Genomic DNA, 18,082 nt, shown 5'->3' on the forward strand with positions numbered 1-18,082 from the left:
ATGGATGATCCTGCCATACCATTCACAACATTAAGTTCGAGATTTACCCCAAGTTTAAGAACTCACACCACTATGAATCTTACCGAATTAAAGAATACGCCGGTTTCTGAGCTGATCACTCTCGGCGAAAATATGGGGCTGGAAAACCTGGCTCGCATGCGTAAGCAGGACATTATTTTTGCCATCCTGAAGCAGCACGCAAAGAGTGGCGAAGATATCTTTGGTGATGGCGTACTGGAGATATTGCAGGATGGATTTGGTTTCCTCCGTTCCGCAGACAGCTCCTACCTCGCCGGTCCTGATGACATCTACGTTTCCCCTAGCCAAATCCGCCGTTTCAACCTCCGCACTGGTGATACCATCTCTGGTAAGATTCGCCCGCCGAAAGAAGGTGAACGCTATTTTGCGCTGCTGAAAGTTAACGAAGTTAACTTCGACAAACCTGAAAACGCCCGCAACAAAATCCTCTTTGAGAACTTAACCCCGCTGCACGCAAACTCTCGTCTGCGTATGGAACGTGGTAACGGTTCTACTGAAGATTTAACTGCTCGCGTACTGGATCTGGCATCACCTATCGGTCGTGGTCAGCGTGGTCTGATTGTGGCACCGCCGAAAGCCGGTAAAACTATGCTGCTGCAGAACATTGCTCAGAGCATTGCTTACAACCACCCGGATTGTGTGCTGATGGTTCTGCTGATCGACGAACGTCCGGAAGAAGTAACCGAGATGCAGCGTCTGGTAAAAGGTGAAGTTGTTGCTTCTACCTTTGACGAACCCGCATCTCGCCACGTTCAGGTTGCGGAAATGGTGATCGAGAAGGCCAAACGCCTGGTTGAGCACAAGAAAGACGTTATCATTCTGCTCGACTCCATCACTCGTCTGGCGCGCGCTTACAACACTGTTGTTCCGGCGTCAGGTAAAGTGTTGACCGGTGGTGTGGACGCCAATGCCCTTCATCGTCCGAAACGCTTCTTTGGTGCGGCGCGTAACGTGGAAGAGGGCGGCAGCCTGACCATTATCGCGACGGCGCTTATCGATACCGGTTCTAAAATGGACGAAGTTATTTACGAAGAGTTTAAAGGTACAGGCAACATGGAACTGCACCTCTCTCGTAAGATCGCTGAAAAACGCGTCTTCCCGGCTATCGACTACAACCGTTCCGGTACCCGTAAAGAAGAGCTGCTCACGACTCAGGAAGAACTGCAGAAAATGTGGATCCTGCGCAAAATCATTCACCCGATGGGCGAAATCGATGCAATGGAATTCCTCATTAATAAACTGGCCATGACCAAGACCAATGACGATTTCTTCGAAATGATGAAACGCTCATAAATTTGTCTTATGCCAAAAACGCCACGTGTTTACGTGGCGTTTTGCTTTTATATCTGTAATCTTAATGTCGCGCTGGCGATGTTAGGAAAATTCCTGGAATTTGCTGGCATGTTATGCAATTTGCATATCAAATGGTTGATTTTTGCACAGGGCTGGTGGGTTCGGAACGGACTTTCCCTTCTGAATAAAGGTCTTCGTGGTTATACTTCTGCTAATAATTTTCTCTGAGAGCATGCATTGTGAATTTACTGACAGTGAGTACTGATCTCATCAGTATTTTTTTATTCACGACACTGTTTCTGTTTTTTGCCCGTAAGGTGGCAAAAAAAGTCGGTTTAGTGGATAAACCAAACTTCCGCAAACGTCACCAGGGATTGATACCTCTCGTTGGGGGGATTTCGGTTTACGCAGGGATTTGCTTCACGTTCGGAATTGTCGATTACTATATTCCGCATGCATCTCTCTATCTCGCTTGTGCCGGTGTGCTTGTTTTCATTGGCGCGCTGGATGATCGTTTTGATATCAGCGTAAAAATCCGTGCCACCATACAGGCCGCTGTTGGCATTGTTATGATGGTGTTCGGCAAACTTTATCTCAGTAGCCTGGGTTATATCTTTGGCTCCTGGGAGATGGTGCTCGGACCGTTTGGTTACTTCCTGACGCTATTTGCCGTCTGGGCGGCCATTAATGCGTTCAACATGGTTGATGGCATTGATGGCTTGCTGGGCGGGTTGTCCTGCGTCTCGTTTGCAGCAATCGGTATGATTTTGTGGTTCGACGGGCAAACCAGCCTCGCAATCTGGTGCTTTGCGATGATCGCCGCCATCCTGCCATACATCATGCTTAACCTTGGTATCCTGGGTCGCCGCTACAAAGTCTTTATGGGTGATGCGGGCAGTACGCTGATTGGTTTTACCGTTATCTGGATCCTGCTCGAAACGACCCAGGGCAAAACCCATCCCATCAGCCCGGTTACCGCTTTGTGGATAATCGCCATTCCGCTAATGGATATGGTGGCGATTATGTACCGTCGCCTGCGTAAAGGCATGAGCCCATTCTCTCCTGACCGTCAGCATATTCACCATTTGATCATGCGTGCCGGGTTTACTTCCCGTCAGGCGTTTGTGCTGATTACCCTTGCCGCAGCACTGCTCGCTTCCATTGGCGTGCTGGCAGAATATTCTCATTTTGTCCCGGAGTGGGTCATGCTGGTGCTCTTTTTGCTAGCATTCTTCCTCTATGGATATTGCATTAAGCGTGCCTGGAAAGTTGCTCGCTTTATTAAGCGCGTAAAACGCAGACTGCGTAGAAATCGTGGTGGCAGCCCCAATTTAACCAAATAAATGAGGATGTGATGACACAACCAATGCCTGGGAAACCGGCCGAAGACGCTGAAAATGAACTGGATATTCGTGGGTTGTTTCGTACCTTGTGGGCTGGGAAGCTATGGATTATTGGCATGGGGCTGGCGTTTGCGTTAATCGCGCTGGCGTATACTTTTTTTGCTCGTCAGGAGTGGAGCTCGACGGCGATTACCGATCGTCCAACGGTGAATATGCTGGGGGGATATTACTCGCAGCAGCAATTTTTGCGTAACCTGGATGTCCGTTCAAACATGGCTTCTGCCGATCAACCATCGGTCATGGACGAAGCCTATAAAGAGTTTGTTATGCAACTGGCCTCGTGGGATACCCGCAGAGAGTTCTGGCTGCAAACCGACTATTACAAACAGCGGATGGTGGGCAACAGCAAAGCCGATGCGGCGTTGCTGGATGAAATGATTAACAACATCCAGTTTATCCCCGGAGACTTTACTCGCGCGGTCAATGACAGCGTGAAGCTTATTGCCGAAACCGCGCCTGACGCTAATAACCTGTTACGTCAGTATGTTGCTTTTGCCAGCCAGCGTGCAGCCAGCCATCTGAATGATGAGCTGAAAGGCGCATGGGCGGCACGCACCATCCAGATGAAAGCTCAGGTGAAGCGTCAGGAAGAGGTGGCGAAAGCCATCTACGACCGCCGGATGAACAGTATTGAGCAGGCGCTGAAAATTGCTGAGCAGCATAATATTTCGCGCAGTGCGACAGATGTGCCTGCCGAGGAATTACCTGATTCAGAAATGTTCCTGCTTGGGCGTCCAATGCTCCAGGCTCGACTGGAAAATTTACAGGCCGTCGGTCCGGCCTTTGATCTCGACTATGATCAGAATCGAGCCATGTTAAACACCCTGAATGTTGGTCCAACCCTGGATCCGCGTTTTCAGACCTATCGCTATTTGCGTACGCCGGAAGAACCGGTAAAACGCGATAGCCCACGTCGTGCCTTCCTGATGATTATGTGGGGCATTGTCGGGGGGCTGATCGGGGCTGGTGTCGCATTAACCCGCCGTTGCTCGAAATAGCAACACTGCTGCGGTGAGCGCAAAGGCGCTCGCCGCTTATTCGAAGAGAATCGATGTGAAAGTACTGACTGTATTTGGTACGCGCCCGGAAGCCATCAAGATGGCTCCGTTGGTGCATGCGTTGGCAAAAGATCCTTTTTTTGAGGCTAAAGTTTGCGTCACTGCGCAGCATCGGGAGATGCTTGATCAGGTACTGAAACTCTTTTCCATTGTACCTGACTACGATCTCAACATAATGCAGCCAGGACAGGGCCTGACAGAGATAACCTGTCGGATTCTGGAAGGGCTAAAACCTATTCTTGCCGAGTTCAAACCAGACGTCGTGCTGGTTCACGGCGATACGACGACGACGCTGGCAACCAGCCTGGCGGCGTTTTATCAGCGTATTCCTGTTGGTCACGTTGAGGCTGGTCTGCGCACGGGCGCTCTCTATTCGCCGTGGCCGGAAGAGGCTAACCGTACATTGACCGGGCATCTGGCGATGTATCACTTCTCTCCAACCGAAACTTCCCGGCAAAACTTGCTGCGTGAAAACGTTGCGGATAGCCGAATCTTCATTACCGGTAATACAGTCATTGATGCACTGTTATGGGTGCGTGACCAGGTGATGAGCAGCGACACGCTGCGTTCAGAACTGGCGGCAAATTACCCGTTTATCGCCCCCGATAAAAAGATGATTCTGGTGACCGGTCATAGGCGTGAGAGTTTCGGTCGTGGCTTTGAAGAAATCTGCCACGCGCTGGCAGACATCGCCACCACGCACCAGGACATCCAGATTGTCTATCCGGTGCATCTCAACCCGAACGTCAGAGAGCCGGTCAATCGCATTCTGGGGCATGTGAAAAATGTCATTCTGATCGATCCCCAGGAGTATTTACCGTTTGTCTGGCTGATGAACCACGCCTGGCTGATTTTGACTGACTCAGGCGGCATTCAGGAAGAAGCGCCTTCGCTGGGGAAACCGGTGCTGGTGATGCGCGATACCACTGAGCGTCCGGAAGCGGTGACGGCGGGTACGGTGCGTCTGGTAGGCACGGATAAGCAGCGAATTGTCGAGGAAGTGACGCGTCTTTTAAAAGACGAAAACGAATATCAAGCTATGAGCCGCGCCCATAACCCGTATGGTGATGGTCAGGCATGCTCTCGCATTCTGGAAGCGTTAAAAAATAATCGGATATCACTATGAGTTTTGCGACCATTTCTGTTATCGGACTGGGTTACATCGGGCTGCCTACAGCAGCAGCGTTTGCCTCACGGCAAAAACAGGTGATTGGTGTCGATATCAACCAACACGCGGTTGATACCATCAATCGTGGCGAAATCCATATCGTCGAGCCTGATTTGGCGAGCGTAGTAAAAACTGCCGTAGAAGGCGGTTTTTTACGAGCGAGCACGACGCCAGTTGAAGCGGATGCCTGGCTGATTGCTGTACCTACGCCGTTTAAAGGCGATCATGAGCCAGATATGACCTACGTTGAATCGGCTGCTCGCTCCATTGCGCCAGTGCTGAAAAAAGGCGCGCTGGTGATCCTTGAATCCACCTCGCCGGTGGGGTCAACCGAGAAGATGGCAGAATGGTTAGCAGAGATGCGCCCGGATCTGACTTTCCCACAGCAGGTGGGCGAGCAGGCGGACGTCAACATTGCTTACTGCCCGGAACGTGTATTACCGGGCCAGGTTATGGTCGAGCTGATTAAAAACGATCGCGTGATTGGTGGTATGACGCCGGTTTGTTCGGCCCGCGCCAGCGAATTGTACAAAATTTTCCTCGAAGGTGAGTGTGTCGTCACTAACTCGCGGACGGCGGAAATGTGTAAGCTCACCGAAAACAGCTTCCGCGATGTGAATATCGCTTTTGCTAATGAATTGTCGCTGATTTGTGCCGATCAGGGGATTAACGTCTGGGAACTGATTCGCCTGGCGAATCGTCACCCTCGCGTTAATATTCTTCAGCCTGGCCCTGGCGTGGGCGGTCACTGCATTGCTGTTGATCCGTGGTTTATCGTGGCACAGAACCCCCAGCAGGCGCGGCTTATCCGTACCGCGCGCGAAGTTAACGATCACAAACCGTTCTGGGTTATCGATCAGGTGAAAGCGGCGGTTGCCGACTGCCTTGCTGCTACCGATAAACGAGCCAGTGAACTGAAAATCGCCTGCTTTGGTCTGGCGTTTAAACCGAATATTGATGACCTGCGCGAAAGCCCGGCGATGGAAATCGCTGAACTGATCGCCCAGTGGCACAGCGGCGAAACGCTGGTTGTTGAGCCTAACATCCACCAGTTGCCGAAAAAACTGACCGGGCTTTGTACTCTGGCGCAGCTTGACGAGGCGCTGGCAACGGCAGACGTGCTGGTGATGCTGGTCGATCATAGTCAGTTCAAAGTTATCAATGGCGACAATGTCCATCAGCAGTATGTCGTCGATGCCAAAGGAGTCTGGCGCTGATGAGAAAAATTCTGATAACAGGTGGTGCCGGGTTTATTGGCTCGGCGCTGGTGCGTTATATCATCAACGAAACGAGCGATGCGGTGGTAGTGGTCGATAAGCTGACCTACGCCGGAAACCTGATGTCGCTGGCACCGGTCGCGCAAAGCGAGCGCTTTGCCTTTGAGAAAGTTGATATCTGCGATCGGGCAGAACTGGCACGCGTATTCACTGAGCATCAGCCAGACTGTGTCATGCATCTGGCAGCCGAAAGCCATGTTGACCGTTCTATTGACGGCCCGGCAGCGTTTATTGAAACCAACATTGTCGGGACTTATACATTGCTTGAAGCGGCGCGGGCTTACTGGAATACGCTGACGGAAGATAAAAAATCAGCGTTCCGTTTTCATCATATCTCCACCGACGAAGTATATGGTGACCTGCACTCGACGGATGATTTCTTCACCGAAACCACGCCGTATGCGCCGAGCAGCCCTTATTCCGCGTCAAAAGCCAGCAGCGACCATCTGGTGCGCGCCTGGCTGCGGACCTACGGTCTGCCGACGCTGATCACCAACTGCTCGAATAACTACGGTCCTTACCACTTTCCGGAAAAACTGATCCCGCTGATGATCCTCAACGCGCTGGCGGGTAAACCGCTGCCGGTATATGGCAACGGGCAGCAAATCCGTGACTGGCTGTATGTGGAAGATCACGCCCGCGCGCTGTATTGCGTGGCGACCACCGGGAAAGTCGGTGAAACCTATAATATTGGTGGTCACAACGAGCGTAAGAATCTCGATGTTGTGGAAACCATTTGCGAGCTGCTGGAAGAACTGGCTTCGAACAAGCCGCACGGCGTGGCGTACTATCGTGACCTGATCACCTTTGTCGCTGACCGTCCGGGGCATGATCTGCGTTATGCCATTGATGCTTCGAAAATTGCCCGTGAACTTGGCTGGCTGCCGCAGGAAACCTTTGAAAGTGGAATGCGTAAAACGGTTCAGTGGTATCTGGCTAATGAAAGCTGGTGGAAGCAGGTGCAGGACGGCAGCTATCAGGGTGAGCGTTTAGGTCTGAAAGGCTAATTTTCAGCGGAGGCAAACATGAAGGGTATTATCCTGGCGGGCGGTTCCGGTACCCGATTGCATCCGATTACGCGCGGCGTATCGAAGCAACTGTTGCCGATTTACGATAAGCCAATGATTTACTATCCGCTGTCGGTGCTGATGCTGGCCGGTATCCGCGAAATTCTCATCATCACTACGCCGGAAGATAAAGGTTATTTCCAGCGCCTGCTGGGCGATGGTAGTGAGTTCGGTATCCAGCTGGAATATGCCGAACAGCCCAGCCCGGACGGTCTGGCGCAGGCCTTTATCATCGGTGAAACCTTCCTTAATGGTGAACCTTCTTGTCTGGTGCTGGGCGATAACATCTTCTTCGGTCAGGGCTTCAGTCCGAAGCTGCGTCATGTTGCGGCGCGCACGGAAGGGGCGACGGTTTTTGGCTATCAGGTGATGGACCCGGAACGCTTTGGCGTGGTGGAATTTGACGACAATTTCCGCGCTATCTCGCTTGAAGAAAAGCCAAAACAGCCGAAGTCAAACTGGGCGGTGACCGGGCTTTATTTCTACGACAGTAAAGTCGTGGAGTACGCAAAGCAGGTGAAGCCGTCGGAGCGCGGTGAACTGGAGATTACCTCCATCAACCAGATGTACCTCGAGGCGGGCAACCTGACCGTTGAACTGCTCGGGCGCGGATTTGCCTGGCTGGATACCGGCACTCACGACAGCCTGATTGAGGCCAGCACTTTTGTGCAGACAGTAGAAAAACGCCAGGGCTTTAAGATTGCCTGCCTGGAAGAGATCGCCTGGCGTAACGGCTGGCTCGATGACGAGGGTGTGAAGCGTGCTGCCAGTTCATTAGCGAAAACTGGCTACGGCCAATATCTGCTGGAGTTACTTCGTGCCCGTCCGCGCCAGTATTGAGCCACTAACCTGGGAAAACGCCTTCTTTGGTGTTAACAGCGCCATCGTGCGCATTACGTCTGAAGCACCGCTCCTGACGTCAGACGCCTTAGCGCCATGGTCACGGGTGCAGGCCAAAATTGCGGCATCAAATACGGGGGAACTGGATGCCCTGCAACAGCTGGGATTCTCCCTGGTAGAAGGTGAAGTTGATTTGGCGCTACCCGTGAACAATGTCAGTGATAGCGGTGCTGTCGTGGCACAAGAGACCGATATTCCCGCATTACGTCAGTTAGCTAGCGCCGCATTTGCGCAAAGCCGTTTTCGTGCGCCGTGGTATGCGCCTGACGCCAGCGGTCGCTTTTATGCACAGTGGATTGAAAATGCCGTGCGCGGCACCTTTGATCATCAATGTCTGATTCTACGTGCGGCGTCCGGCGATATTCGCGGCTATGTCTCTTTACGGGAACTCAATGCGACAGATGCGCGAATTGGCCTGCTGGCTGGACGCGGTGCAGGTGCTGAGCTGATGCAAACGGCGCTAAACTGGGCGTATGCTCGCGGTAAAACAACTTTGCGGGTGGCGACCCAAATGGGCAACACCGCCGCGCTTAAACGATACATACAAAGTGGTGCGAATGTAGAAAGCACCGCGTACTGGTTATACAGGTGATCACATGATTCCATTTAACGCACCGCCGGTGGTGGGAACCGAACTCGACTATATGCAGTCGGCAATGGGTAGCGGCAAACTGTGTGGCGATGGCGGTTTTACCCGTCGCTGCCAGCAGTGGCTGGAGCAACGTTTTGGCAGCGCCAAAGTGTTACTGACGCCGTCCTGCACCGCTTCGCTGGAGATGGCGGCGCTGCTGCTCGATATCCAGCCTGGCGATGAAGTGATCATGCCGAGCTACACCTTTGTCTCCACCGCCAATGCCTTTGTGCTGCGTGGCGCGAAAATCGTCTTTGTGGATGTTCGCCCGGACACCATGAACATCGACGAAACGTTGATTGAAGCAGCGATCACCGACAAAACGCGCGTTATCGTGCCGGTCCATTACGCGGGTGTGGCCTGCGAAATGGACACCATTATGGCGTTGGCGAAAAAGCATAATTTGTTTGTGGTGGAAGATGCCGCTCAGGGCGTGATGTCCACTTACAAAGGGCGTGCACTGGGAACCATTGGTCATATTGGCTGCTTTAGCTTCCATGAAACCAAAAACTACACGGCGGGTGGTGAAGGCGGCGCGACGCTGATTAACGATAAAGCGTTAATCGAACGAGCCGAGATCATCCGTGAAAAGGGCACTAACCGCAGCCAGTTCTTCCGTGGTCAGGTCGATAAATATACCTGGCGCGATATTGGCTCCAGCTATTTGATGTCCGATCTGCAAGCTGCGTACCTGTGGGCGCAACTGGAAGCAGCGGATCGTATCAACCAGCAACGTCTGGCGCTGTGGCAAAACTACTACGATACGTTAGCGCCTCTGGCGAAAGCCGGGCGTATCGAGCTGCCGTCGATTCCCGATGGCTGCGTGCAGAACGCGCATATGTTCTACATTAAACTGCGGGATATTGATGACCGGAGCGCGTTGATTAACTTTCTGAAAGAAGCGGAAATCATGGCGGTGTTTCATTACATTCCGCTGCACGGTTGCCCTGCGGGGGAACACTTTGGTGAGTTCCACGGTGAAGATCGCTACACCACCAAAGAGAGCGAGCGCCTGCTGCGCCTGCCGCTGTTCTACAACCTGTCGCCCGTCAATCAGCGTACGGTAATTGCGACTTTGTTGAACTACTTCTCCTGATATGTCGTTGGCAAAAGCGTCCTTGTGGACGGCGGCCAGTACACTGGTCAAGATTGGTGCCGGGTTACTGGTCGGTAAGTTGCTGGCGGTGTCATTTGGTCCGGCGGGGCTTGGGCTGGCGGCAAATTTCCGCCAGTTGATTACCGTGCTCGGCGTGCTTGCCGGGGCTGGCATCTTTAACGGTGTAACCAAATACGTTGCCCAGTACCATGATAATCCGCAACAGCTGCGCCGCGTGGTCGGCACTTCATCAGCGATGGTACTTGGTTTCTCTACGCTGATGGCGCTGGTTTTTGTGCTGGCAGCTGCGCCAATCAGCCAGGGATTGTTTGGTAATACCGACTATCAGGGGCTGGTGCGTTTAGTGGCGCTGGTGCAAATGGGGATCGCCTGGGGCAACCTGTTACTGGCGCTGATGAAAGGCTTTCGCGATGCCGCAGGTAATGCGTTATCGCTGATTGTCGGCAGCTTGATTGGCGTTCTCGCGTACTACGTCAGTTACCGTTTGGGCGGTTATGAAGGGGCGTTGCTGGGTCTGGCGCTGATTCCCGCGCTGGTGGTAATTCCTGCCGCCATCATGTTGATTAAACGTGGTGTCATCCCGTTAAGCTATCTGAAACCCAGCTGGGATAACGGTCTGGCAGGGCAGTTGAGCAAATTTACGCTCATGGCGTTGATTACGTCGGTGACCTTGCCTGTTGCTTACATCATGATGCGTAAACTGCTGGCGGCGCAGTATAGCTGGGATGAAGTGGGGATCTGGCAAGGGGTGAGCAGTATTTCCGATGCCTACCTGCAATTTATTACGGCATCGTTCAGCGTATATTTGCTGCCCACGTTGTCGCGGCTAACGGAAAAGCGCGATATCACCCGGGAAGTGGTTAAATCGCTGAAATTCGTCTTACCGGCAGTGGCGGCAGCGAGTTTTACCGTCTGGTTGCTGCGTGATTTTGCTATCTGGTTGCTGTTGTCGAATAAATTTACCGCTATGCGCGATCTCTTTGCCTGGCAGTTAGTGGGTGATGTGTTAAAAGTGGGCGCTTATGTCTTTGGTTATCTGGTGATCGCCAAAGCGTCACTGCGGTTTTATATTCTGGCGGAAGTCAGCCAGTTCACTTTATTGATGGTATTTGCCCACTGGCTAATCCCTGCGCATGGTGCACTGGGCGCGGCGCAGGCATATATGGCAACTTATATCGTCTATTTTTCTCTTTGTTGTGGCGTGTTTTTACTCTGGCGTAGGCGGGCATGACTGTACTGATTCACGTACTGGGATCGGATATCCCTCACCATAACCGAACCGTTTTGCGGTTTTTCAATGACGCGCTGGCCGCGACGAGCGAGCACGCGCGCGAGTTTATGGTTGTTGGCAAGGACGACGGCTTAAGTGATAGCTGTCCGGCGCTTTCTGTGCAATTTTTCCCTGGGAAAAAATCGCTGGCGGAAGCGGTCATCGCGAAAGCAAAAGCTAACCGTCAGCAGCGATTTTTTTTCCACGGTCAGTTCAATCCCACACTGTGGCTGGCTCTGCTGAGTGGTGGCATTAAGCCCAGCCAGTTTTTCTGGCATATCTGGGGGGCAGACCTGTATGAGCTTTCCAGTGGCTTGAGATATAAGCTTTTTTACCCACTACGTCGCCTGGCGCAAAAGCGAGTCGGCTGTGTATTTGCCACCCGCGGCGATTTGAGCTTTTTTGCCAAAACACACCCAAAGGTGCGGGGAGAACTGCTGTACTTCCCGACGCGGATGGACCCTTCTCTCAATACGATGGCGAACGATCGGCAACGTGAAGGAAAAATGACCATTCTGGTGGGGAACTCCGGCGACCGCAGCAATGAGCATGTCGCCGCTTTACGTGCCGTTCATCAGCAATTTGGCGATACGGTAAAAGTGGTGGTGCCGATGGGATATCCGCCTAATAACGAAGCGTACATTGAGGAAGTTCGTCAGGCGGGGCTGGAGTTATTCAGCGAAGAAAATCTGCAAATTTTGAGCGAAAAACTGGAATTTGACGCCTATCTGGCGCTACTTCGTCAGTGCGATCTTGGTTACTTTATTTTTGCCCGCCAGCAGGGCATTGGTACGCTTTGCTTACTGATTCAGGCGGGCATTCCTTGTGTGCTTAACAGGGAAAATCCGTTCTGGCAGGATATGACGGAACAGCATTTGCCAGTGCTGTTTACTACCGACGATCTCAACGAGGATATTGTGCGTGAAGCGCAGCGCCAGTTGGCGTCGGCGGATAAAAACACCATTGCCTTCTTTAGCCCTAACTATCTACAAGGCTGGCAGCGGGCGTTGGCGATTGCCGCCGGGGAGGTCGCATGAGTCTGCTGCAATTCAGTGGCCTGTTTGTGGTCTGGCTGCTCTGCACGCTGTTTATTGCCACGCTGACCTGGTTTGAGTTTCGCCGTGTGCGCTTTAACTTCAATGTCTTCTTTTCATTGCTGTTTTTGCTCACCTTTTTCTTCGGCTTCCCGCTGACCAGCGTGCTGGTATTTCGCTTTGATGTTGGTGTCGCGCCGCCAGAAATCTTGTTGCAGGTGTTGCTTTCTGCGGGCTGCTTCTACGCGGTTTACTATGTCACCTACAAAACCCGCCTACGCAAACGCGTTGCTGATGTACCGCGCCGTCCGCTGTTTACCATGAACCGCGTGGAGACCAATCTTACGTGGGTGATCCTGATGGGTATCGCGCTGGTAAGCGTCGGCATCTTCTTCATGCACAACGGCTTTTTGCTGTTCCGGCTTAACTCCTACAGTCAGATCTTTTCCAGTGAAGTCTCCGGCGTGGCGTTAAAACGCTTCTTTTACTTTTTCATCCCGGCGATGCTGGTGGTCTACTTTCTGCGCCAGGACAGCAAAGCGTGGCTGTTTTTCCTCGTCAGCACGGTCGCCTTTGGCTTGCTGACTTATATGATTGTCGGCGGCACTCGCGCCAATATCATCATCGCATTCGCTATCTTCCTGTTTATTGGCATTATTCGCGGCTGGATTTCGTTGTGGATGCTGGCGGCGGCGGGCGTGCTGGGGATTGTTGGCATGTTCTGGCTGGCGTTAAAACGCTATGGAATGAATGTGAGCGGCGATGAAGCGTTCTATACGTTTCTCTATCTCACTCGCGACACCTTTTCACCGTGGGAGAATCTGGCGTTGCTGTTGCAGAACTACGACAACATCGACTTCCAGGGCCTGGCTCCAATTGTCCGCGATTTCTATGTCTTTATCCCTTCCTGGCTGTGGCCGGGGCGCCCGAGTATGGTGCTGAACTCAGCCAATTACTTTACCTGGGAAGTACTGAATAACCACTCCGGACTGGCGATCTCGCCTACGCTTATAGGCTCACTGGTGGTGATGGGCGGCGCGTTGTTCATCCCACTCGGGGCGATTGTGGTTGGACTGATCATCAAATGGTTCGACTGGCTGTATGAGCTGGGCAACCGCGAGACTAATCGCTATAAGGCTGCGATATTGCACAGTTTCTGCTTTGGGGCGATCTTCAATATGATCGTGCTGGCACGTGAAGGGCTGGATTCGTTTGTCTCACGCGTAGTCTTTTTTATCGTGGTCTTCGGCGCATGTCTGATGATCGCAAAACTGTTGTACTGGCTTTTTGAAAGCGCCGGACTCATTCATAAACGTACAAAATCATCGCTCCGGACGCAGGTTGAAGGATAACAATGAATAACAACACCACGGCACCGACCTATACGCTGCGTGGCTTACAGTTGATTGGTTGGCGTGATATGCAGCATGCCCTCGATTATCTGTTTGCTGACGGGCAGCTTAAGCAGGGAACGCTGGTTGCCATTAATGCCGAAAAAATGCTGACCATTGAAGATAACGCCGAGGTCAGGGAGTTAATTAACGCTGCCGAATTTAAATATGCGGATGGCATCAGCATTGTACGTTCAGTACGTAAAAAGTACCCGCAGGCGCAGGTTTCCCGCGTTGCCGGTGCCGATCTCTGGGAAGAGCTGATGGCGCGCGCAGGCAAAGAAGGGACGCCGGTATTTCTTGTGGGCGGTAAACCTGAAGTGCTGGCGCAAACTGAAGCTAAACTGCGCAACCAATGGAATGTGAATATCGTTGGCAGTCAGGATGGTTATTTTAAACCCGAGCAGCGTCAGGCGCTGTTTGAACGCATTCATGCCAGCGGAGCGCAAATCGTCACCGTTGCGATGGGATCGCCAAAGCAGGAGATCTTCATGCGCGACTGCCGTCTGGTGCATCCAGATGCGCTGTATATGGGCGTTGGCGGGACTTACGATGTTTTCACCGGTCACGTAAAACGCGCACCGAAAATCTGGCAAACGCTGGGACTGGAGTGGCTCTACCGCCTGCTTTCGCAGCCGAGCCGCATTAAGCGTCAGCTTCGTTTGCTGCGTTATTTACGCTGGCACTACACCGGCAACCTCTGATTTTCCTCTCTTTGTAAAGCGACGGAGTGGTCACTTCGTCGCCTGTCTGCTTTTTTATTACACAAAGCATTCAAATTTTTAATGCTTTATTTGCCATTTCTCCTGAATTACGAAAACATTCGCAACACTCGATGTACCCATAACGATAACCGGTAACACCGGAAAGCATGCAAACACAACACGAGGATTTATGGCAGATAACAAACCAGAGCTACAGCGTGGGCTGGAAGCTCGACATATCGAACTCATCGCCCTGGGGGGCACCATTGGCGTCGGCCTGTTTATGGGGGCCGCCAGTACCCTGAAATGGGCCGGGCCATCCGTATTGTTGGCCTATATCATCGCCGGGCTGTTCGTTTTTTTCATCATGCGTTCAATGGGCGAAATGTTGTTCCTCGAACCGGTTACCGGTTCGTTCGCCGTTTATGCGCATCGTTATATGAGCCCGTTTTTTGGCTATCTCACCGCCTGGTCTTACTGGTTTATGTGGATGGCGGTGGGGATCTCAGAAATCACCGCCATTGGCGTTTATGTCCAGTTTTGGTCCCCGGAGATGGCGCAGTGGATACCCGCATTGATCGCGGTGGCGCTGGTGGCGTTGGCGAATCTGGCGGCGGTACGGTTGTACGGCGAAATCGAGTTCTGGTTCGCGATGATCAAAGTCACCACGATTATCGTGATGATTGTCATTGGCCTGGGCGTGATTTTCTTTGGCTTTGGCAATGGCGGGCAGTCGATTGGTTTTAGCAATCTCACAGAGCATGGCGGTTTCTTTGCGGGTGGCTGGAAAGGGTTCCTGACCGCTCTGTGTATTGTGGTGGCGTCCTACCAGGGCGTGGAGCTGATTGGCATTACTGCCGGTGAAGCGAAGAATCCGCAGGTGACGCTGCGCAGTGCCGTAGGCAAAGTGCTGTGGCGGATCCTGATTTTCTACGTAGGCGCGATTTTCGTTATCGTCACCATCTTCCCGTGGAATGAAATTGGCAGCAACGGCAGCCCGTTCGTACTGACTTTTGCCAAAATCGGTATTACCGCAGCGGCGGGCATTATCAACTTTGTGGTGCTGACGGCTGCGCTCTCTGGCTGTAACAGCGGCATGTACAGTTGCGGACGTATGCTCTACGCACTGGCGAAAAACCGTCAGTTACCGGCGGCAATGGCAAAAGTTTCCCGTCACGGCGTACCGGTTGCGGGTGTGGCAGTATCTATTGCTATTCTGCTAATTGGCTCATGCCTGAACTACATCATTCCCAATCCGCAGCGTGTGTTTGTCTACGTCTACAGTGCCAGCGTGCTTCCGGGGATGGTGCCATGGTTTGTGATATTGATAAGCCAGCTGCGTTTTCGGCGTGCACATAAAGCGGCGATTGCCAGCCATCCGTTCCGCTCAATCCTGTTCCCGTGGGCCAACTACGTAACAATGGCATTCCTGATTTGCGTTTTGATCGGCATGTACTTTAATGAAGATACGCGTATGTCGCTGTTTGTCGGCATCATCTTTATGCTGGCGGTGACGGCGATTTATAAAGTTTTTGGGCTTAATCGCCACGGTAAAGCGCATAAACTGGAGGAATAAGCAGCAAAACGCACAAACCGTAACCAAACGAGCAATTTATTTAAAAAGGGACTAGACAGAGGGGTGGGAAGTCCGTATTATCCACCCCCGCAACGGCGCTAAGCGCCCGTAGCTCAGCTGGATAGAGCGCTGCCCTCCGGAGGCAGAGGTCTCAGGTTCGAATCCTGTCGGGCGCGCCATTTAGTCCCAGCGCTTGAGCTGCGGTGGTAGTAATACCGCGTAACAAGATTTGTAGTGGTGGCTATAGCTCAGTTGGTAGAGCCCTGGATTGTGATTCCAGTTGTCGTGGGTTCGAATCCCATTAGCCACCCCATTATTAGAAGTTGTGACAATGCGAAGGTGGCGGAATTGGTAGACGCGCTAGCTTCAGGTGTTAGTGTCCTTACGGACGTGGGGGTTCAAGTCCCCCCCCTCGCACCACGACTTTAAAGAATTGAACTAAAAATTCAAAAAGCAGTATTTCGGCGAGTAGCGCAGCTTGGTAGCGCAACTGGTTTGGGACCAGTGGGTCGGAGGTTCGAATCCTCTCTCGCCGACCAATTTTGAACCCCGCTTCGGCGGGGTTTTTTGTTTTCTGTGCATTTCGTCACCCTCCCTTCGCAATAAACGCCCGTAATAACTCATTGCCCCACGGTATGATTTCGCCCTTAACGTATTGAAGGATGACTTCAGGCAAGGAGCGACCATGCTGCAACAGGTTCCAACGCGTGCTTTTCATGTGATAGCGAAACCGAGCGGTTCCGATTGTAATCTGAACTGTGACTACTGTTTTTATCTCGAAAAACAATCCCTTTACCGCGAAAAGCCAGTCACGCATATGGACGATGACACGCTGGAAGCGTATATCCGTCACTATATCGCCGCCAGCGAACTGCAAAACGAAGTGGCTTTTACCTGGCAGGGCGGCGAACCAACGCTACTCGGGCTGGAGTTTTACCGCCGTGCCGTGGCGCTACAGGCGAAATATGGTGCTGGCAGGAAGATAAGTAACAGTTTCCAGACTAACGGCGTGCTGCTCGATGACGAATGGTGTGCATTTCTGGCAGAAAATAATTTTCTTGTTGGGTTATCGCTGGATGGTCCGGCTGAGATCCACAATCAATATCGCGTGACCAAAGGCGGCAGACCCACGCATAAACTGGTGATGCGTGCCCTGACGCTCCTGCAAAAACATCATGTCGACTATAACGTGCTGGTCTGCGTCAACCGCACCAGCGCGCAGCAACCGTTACAGGTTTATGATTTTTTGTGCGATGCGGGAGTCGAATTCATCCAGTTTATTCCGGTGGTCGAGCGCCTGGCTGATGAAACAGCTGTCCGCGATGGACTGAAACTACATGCGCCTGGTGATATTCAGGGGGAACTGACGGAATGGTCTGTGCGCCCCGATGAATTTGGTGAATTTCTGGTGGCGATTTTTGACCACTGGATCAAACGCGACGTCGGCAAGATTTTCGTGATGAATATCGAATGGGCGTTTGCCAATTTTGTCGGTGCGCCGGGTGCGGTTTGCCATCATCAGCCAACCTGTGGGCGCTCGGTGATTGTTGAGCACAACGGCGACGTTTACGCCTGCGATCACTATGTTTATCCGCAATATCGGCTGGGGAATATGCATCAGCAAACAATTGCAGAAATGATCGATTCCCCGCAACAGCAGGTGTTTGGTGAAGATAAATTTAAGCAATTACCGGCGCAGTGTCGCAGTTGTAACGTGTTAAAAGCATGTTGGGGAGGCTGCCCGAAACACCGCTTCATGCTCGATGCCAGCGGCAAACCGGGGCTGAATTATTTGTGTGCCGGGTATCAGCGTTATTTCCGCCATCTACCGCCATATCTTAAAGCAATGGCTGATTTGCTGGCGCACGGTCGCCCGGCCAGTGACATTATGCAGGCACATTTGATGGTGGTGAATAAGTAAAAAAGCGGCCATTTGGAAGCCGCCTGCGGTTGATTGCCGGATGCGGCGTAAACGCCTTATCCGGCCTACATGATCGTGCAAATTCAATAAATTGCAGCGTTCTGTGGATACTGGTTTGGGTGATCGTATCCGGCAAAGCCTTTACGTGCGGTGGCAGTTGGATTTGCCCCTATATTTCCAGACATCTGTTATCACTTAACCCATTACAAGCCCGCTGCCGCAGATATTCCCGT

15 protein-coding genes and 4 tRNA genes are annotated in these 18,082 nt (G+C 52.3%); all 19 read left to right on the top strand.

Annotated features, from left to right (window positions below):
* Positions 1-72 precede the first annotated feature (72 nt).
* Positions 73-1,332, top strand: coding sequence for a transcription termination factor Rho (gene rho / locus ABZJ92_RS09950; RefSeq protein WP_001054527.1), 1,260 nt, complete (start codon positions 73-75; stop codon positions 1,330-1,332).
* Between the two features lie 239 nt (positions 1,333-1,571).
* Positions 1,572-2,675 carry a UDP-N-acetylglucosamine--undecaprenyl-phosphate N-acetylglucosaminephosphotransferase gene (gene wecA / locus ABZJ92_RS09955; protein ID WP_001050960.1) on the top strand — a complete coding sequence of 368 codons (1,104 nt, stop codon included), beginning with the start codon at positions 1,572-1,574 and terminating at the stop codon, positions 2,673-2,675.
* A gap of 11 nt (positions 2,676-2,686) precedes the next feature.
* Entirely contained in the window at positions 2,687-3,733 is a 1,047-nt protein-coding gene (gene wzzE, locus ABZJ92_RS09960) for an ECA polysaccharide chain length modulation protein (RefSeq protein WP_001295256.1), read from the top strand.
* A 55-nt stretch (positions 3,734-3,788) separates the two neighbouring features.
* On the top strand, positions 3,789-4,919 hold the full coding sequence (wecB, locus tag ABZJ92_RS09965; protein WP_005051947.1) for a non-hydrolyzing UDP-N-acetylglucosamine 2-epimerase: 1,131 nt from the start codon (positions 3,789-3,791) through the stop codon (positions 4,917-4,919).
* A complete protein-coding gene (gene wecC, locus ABZJ92_RS09970; RefSeq protein ID WP_000006621.1) occupies positions 4,916-6,178 on the top strand; it encodes a UDP-N-acetyl-D-mannosamine dehydrogenase in 1,263 nt (420 codons plus the stop codon). The genes wecB and wecC overlap by 4 nt, the downstream gene beginning before the upstream one ends.
* The gene (rffG, locus tag ABZJ92_RS09975; protein WP_001226608.1) at positions 6,178-7,245 is read left to right on the top strand and encodes a dTDP-glucose 4,6-dehydratase; all 1,068 of its coding nucleotides are present in this window, start codon (positions 6,178-6,180) and stop codon (positions 7,243-7,245) included. Before wecC ends, rffG begins: the two co-directional genes overlap by 1 nt.
* 18 nt (positions 7,246-7,263) lie before the next feature.
* Positions 7,264-8,145, top strand: coding sequence for a glucose-1-phosphate thymidylyltransferase RfbA (gene rfbA / locus ABZJ92_RS09980; RefSeq protein ID WP_000676056.1), 882 nt, complete (start codon positions 7,264-7,266; stop codon positions 8,143-8,145).
* Positions 8,123-8,797 carry a dTDP-4-amino-4,6-dideoxy-D-galactose acyltransferase gene (rffC, locus tag ABZJ92_RS09985; protein WP_001145202.1) on the top strand — a complete coding sequence of 225 codons (675 nt, stop codon included), beginning with the start codon at positions 8,123-8,125 and terminating at the stop codon, positions 8,795-8,797. Before rfbA ends, rffC begins: the two co-directional genes overlap by 23 nt.
* 4 nt (positions 8,798-8,801) lie before the next feature.
* The gene (gene rffA / locus ABZJ92_RS09990) at positions 8,802-9,932 is read left to right on the top strand and encodes a dTDP-4-amino-4,6-dideoxygalactose transaminase (RefSeq protein ID WP_000612053.1); all 1,131 of its coding nucleotides are present in this window, start codon (positions 8,802-8,804) and stop codon (positions 9,930-9,932) included.
* Between the two features lies 1 nt (position 9,933).
* The gene (gene wzxE / locus ABZJ92_RS09995) at positions 9,934-11,184 is read left to right on the top strand and encodes a lipid III flippase WzxE (protein WP_000050265.1); all 1,251 of its coding nucleotides are present in this window, start codon (positions 9,934-9,936) and stop codon (positions 11,182-11,184) included.
* The gene (gene rffT / locus ABZJ92_RS10000) at positions 11,181-12,260 is read left to right on the top strand and encodes a TDP-N-acetylfucosamine:lipid II N-acetylfucosaminyltransferase (RefSeq protein WP_000217247.1); all 1,080 of its coding nucleotides are present in this window, start codon (positions 11,181-11,183) and stop codon (positions 12,258-12,260) included. Before wzxE ends, rffT begins: the two co-directional genes overlap by 4 nt.
* The gene (gene wzyE / locus ABZJ92_RS10005) at positions 12,257-13,609 is read left to right on the top strand and encodes an ECA oligosaccharide polymerase (RefSeq protein WP_000055146.1); all 1,353 of its coding nucleotides are present in this window, start codon (positions 12,257-12,259) and stop codon (positions 13,607-13,609) included. The genes rffT and wzyE overlap by 4 nt, the downstream gene beginning before the upstream one ends.
* 2 nt (positions 13,610-13,611) lie before the next feature.
* Positions 13,612-14,352, top strand: coding sequence for a lipopolysaccharide N-acetylmannosaminouronosyltransferase (gene wecG / locus ABZJ92_RS10010; RefSeq protein ID WP_001064032.1), 741 nt, complete (start codon positions 13,612-13,614; stop codon positions 14,350-14,352).
* A 190-nt stretch (positions 14,353-14,542) separates the two neighbouring features.
* Complete coding sequence (gene thrP, locus ABZJ92_RS10015) at positions 14,543-15,928, top strand: bifunctional threonine/serine APC transporter ThrP (protein ID WP_000774749.1); 1,386 nt, start codon at positions 14,543-14,545, stop codon at positions 15,926-15,928.
* A gap of 102 nt (positions 15,929-16,030) precedes the next feature.
* Positions 16,031-16,107: transfer RNA gene (locus tag ABZJ92_RS10020), tRNA-Arg, on the top strand.
* A gap of 58 nt (positions 16,108-16,165) precedes the next feature.
* A tRNA-His gene (locus tag ABZJ92_RS10025) sits at positions 16,166-16,241 on the top strand.
* Positions 16,242-16,261: 20 nt separating this feature from the next.
* A tRNA-Leu gene (locus ABZJ92_RS10030) sits at positions 16,262-16,348 on the top strand.
* Positions 16,349-16,390: 42 nt separating this feature from the next.
* Positions 16,391-16,467, top strand: a tRNA-Pro gene (locus ABZJ92_RS10035).
* A gap of 146 nt (positions 16,468-16,613) precedes the next feature.
* Entirely contained in the window at positions 16,614-17,849 is a 1,236-nt protein-coding gene (locus tag ABZJ92_RS10040; protein ID WP_000941499.1) for an anaerobic sulfatase maturase, read from the top strand.
* The last annotated feature ends 233 nt before the right edge of the window (positions 17,850-18,082 follow it).

It is taken from the genome of Shigella sp. FJ200513 (genome assembly GCF_040495915.1).
GTDB lineage: Bacteria > Pseudomonadota > Gammaproteobacteria > Enterobacterales > Enterobacteriaceae > ECMA0423.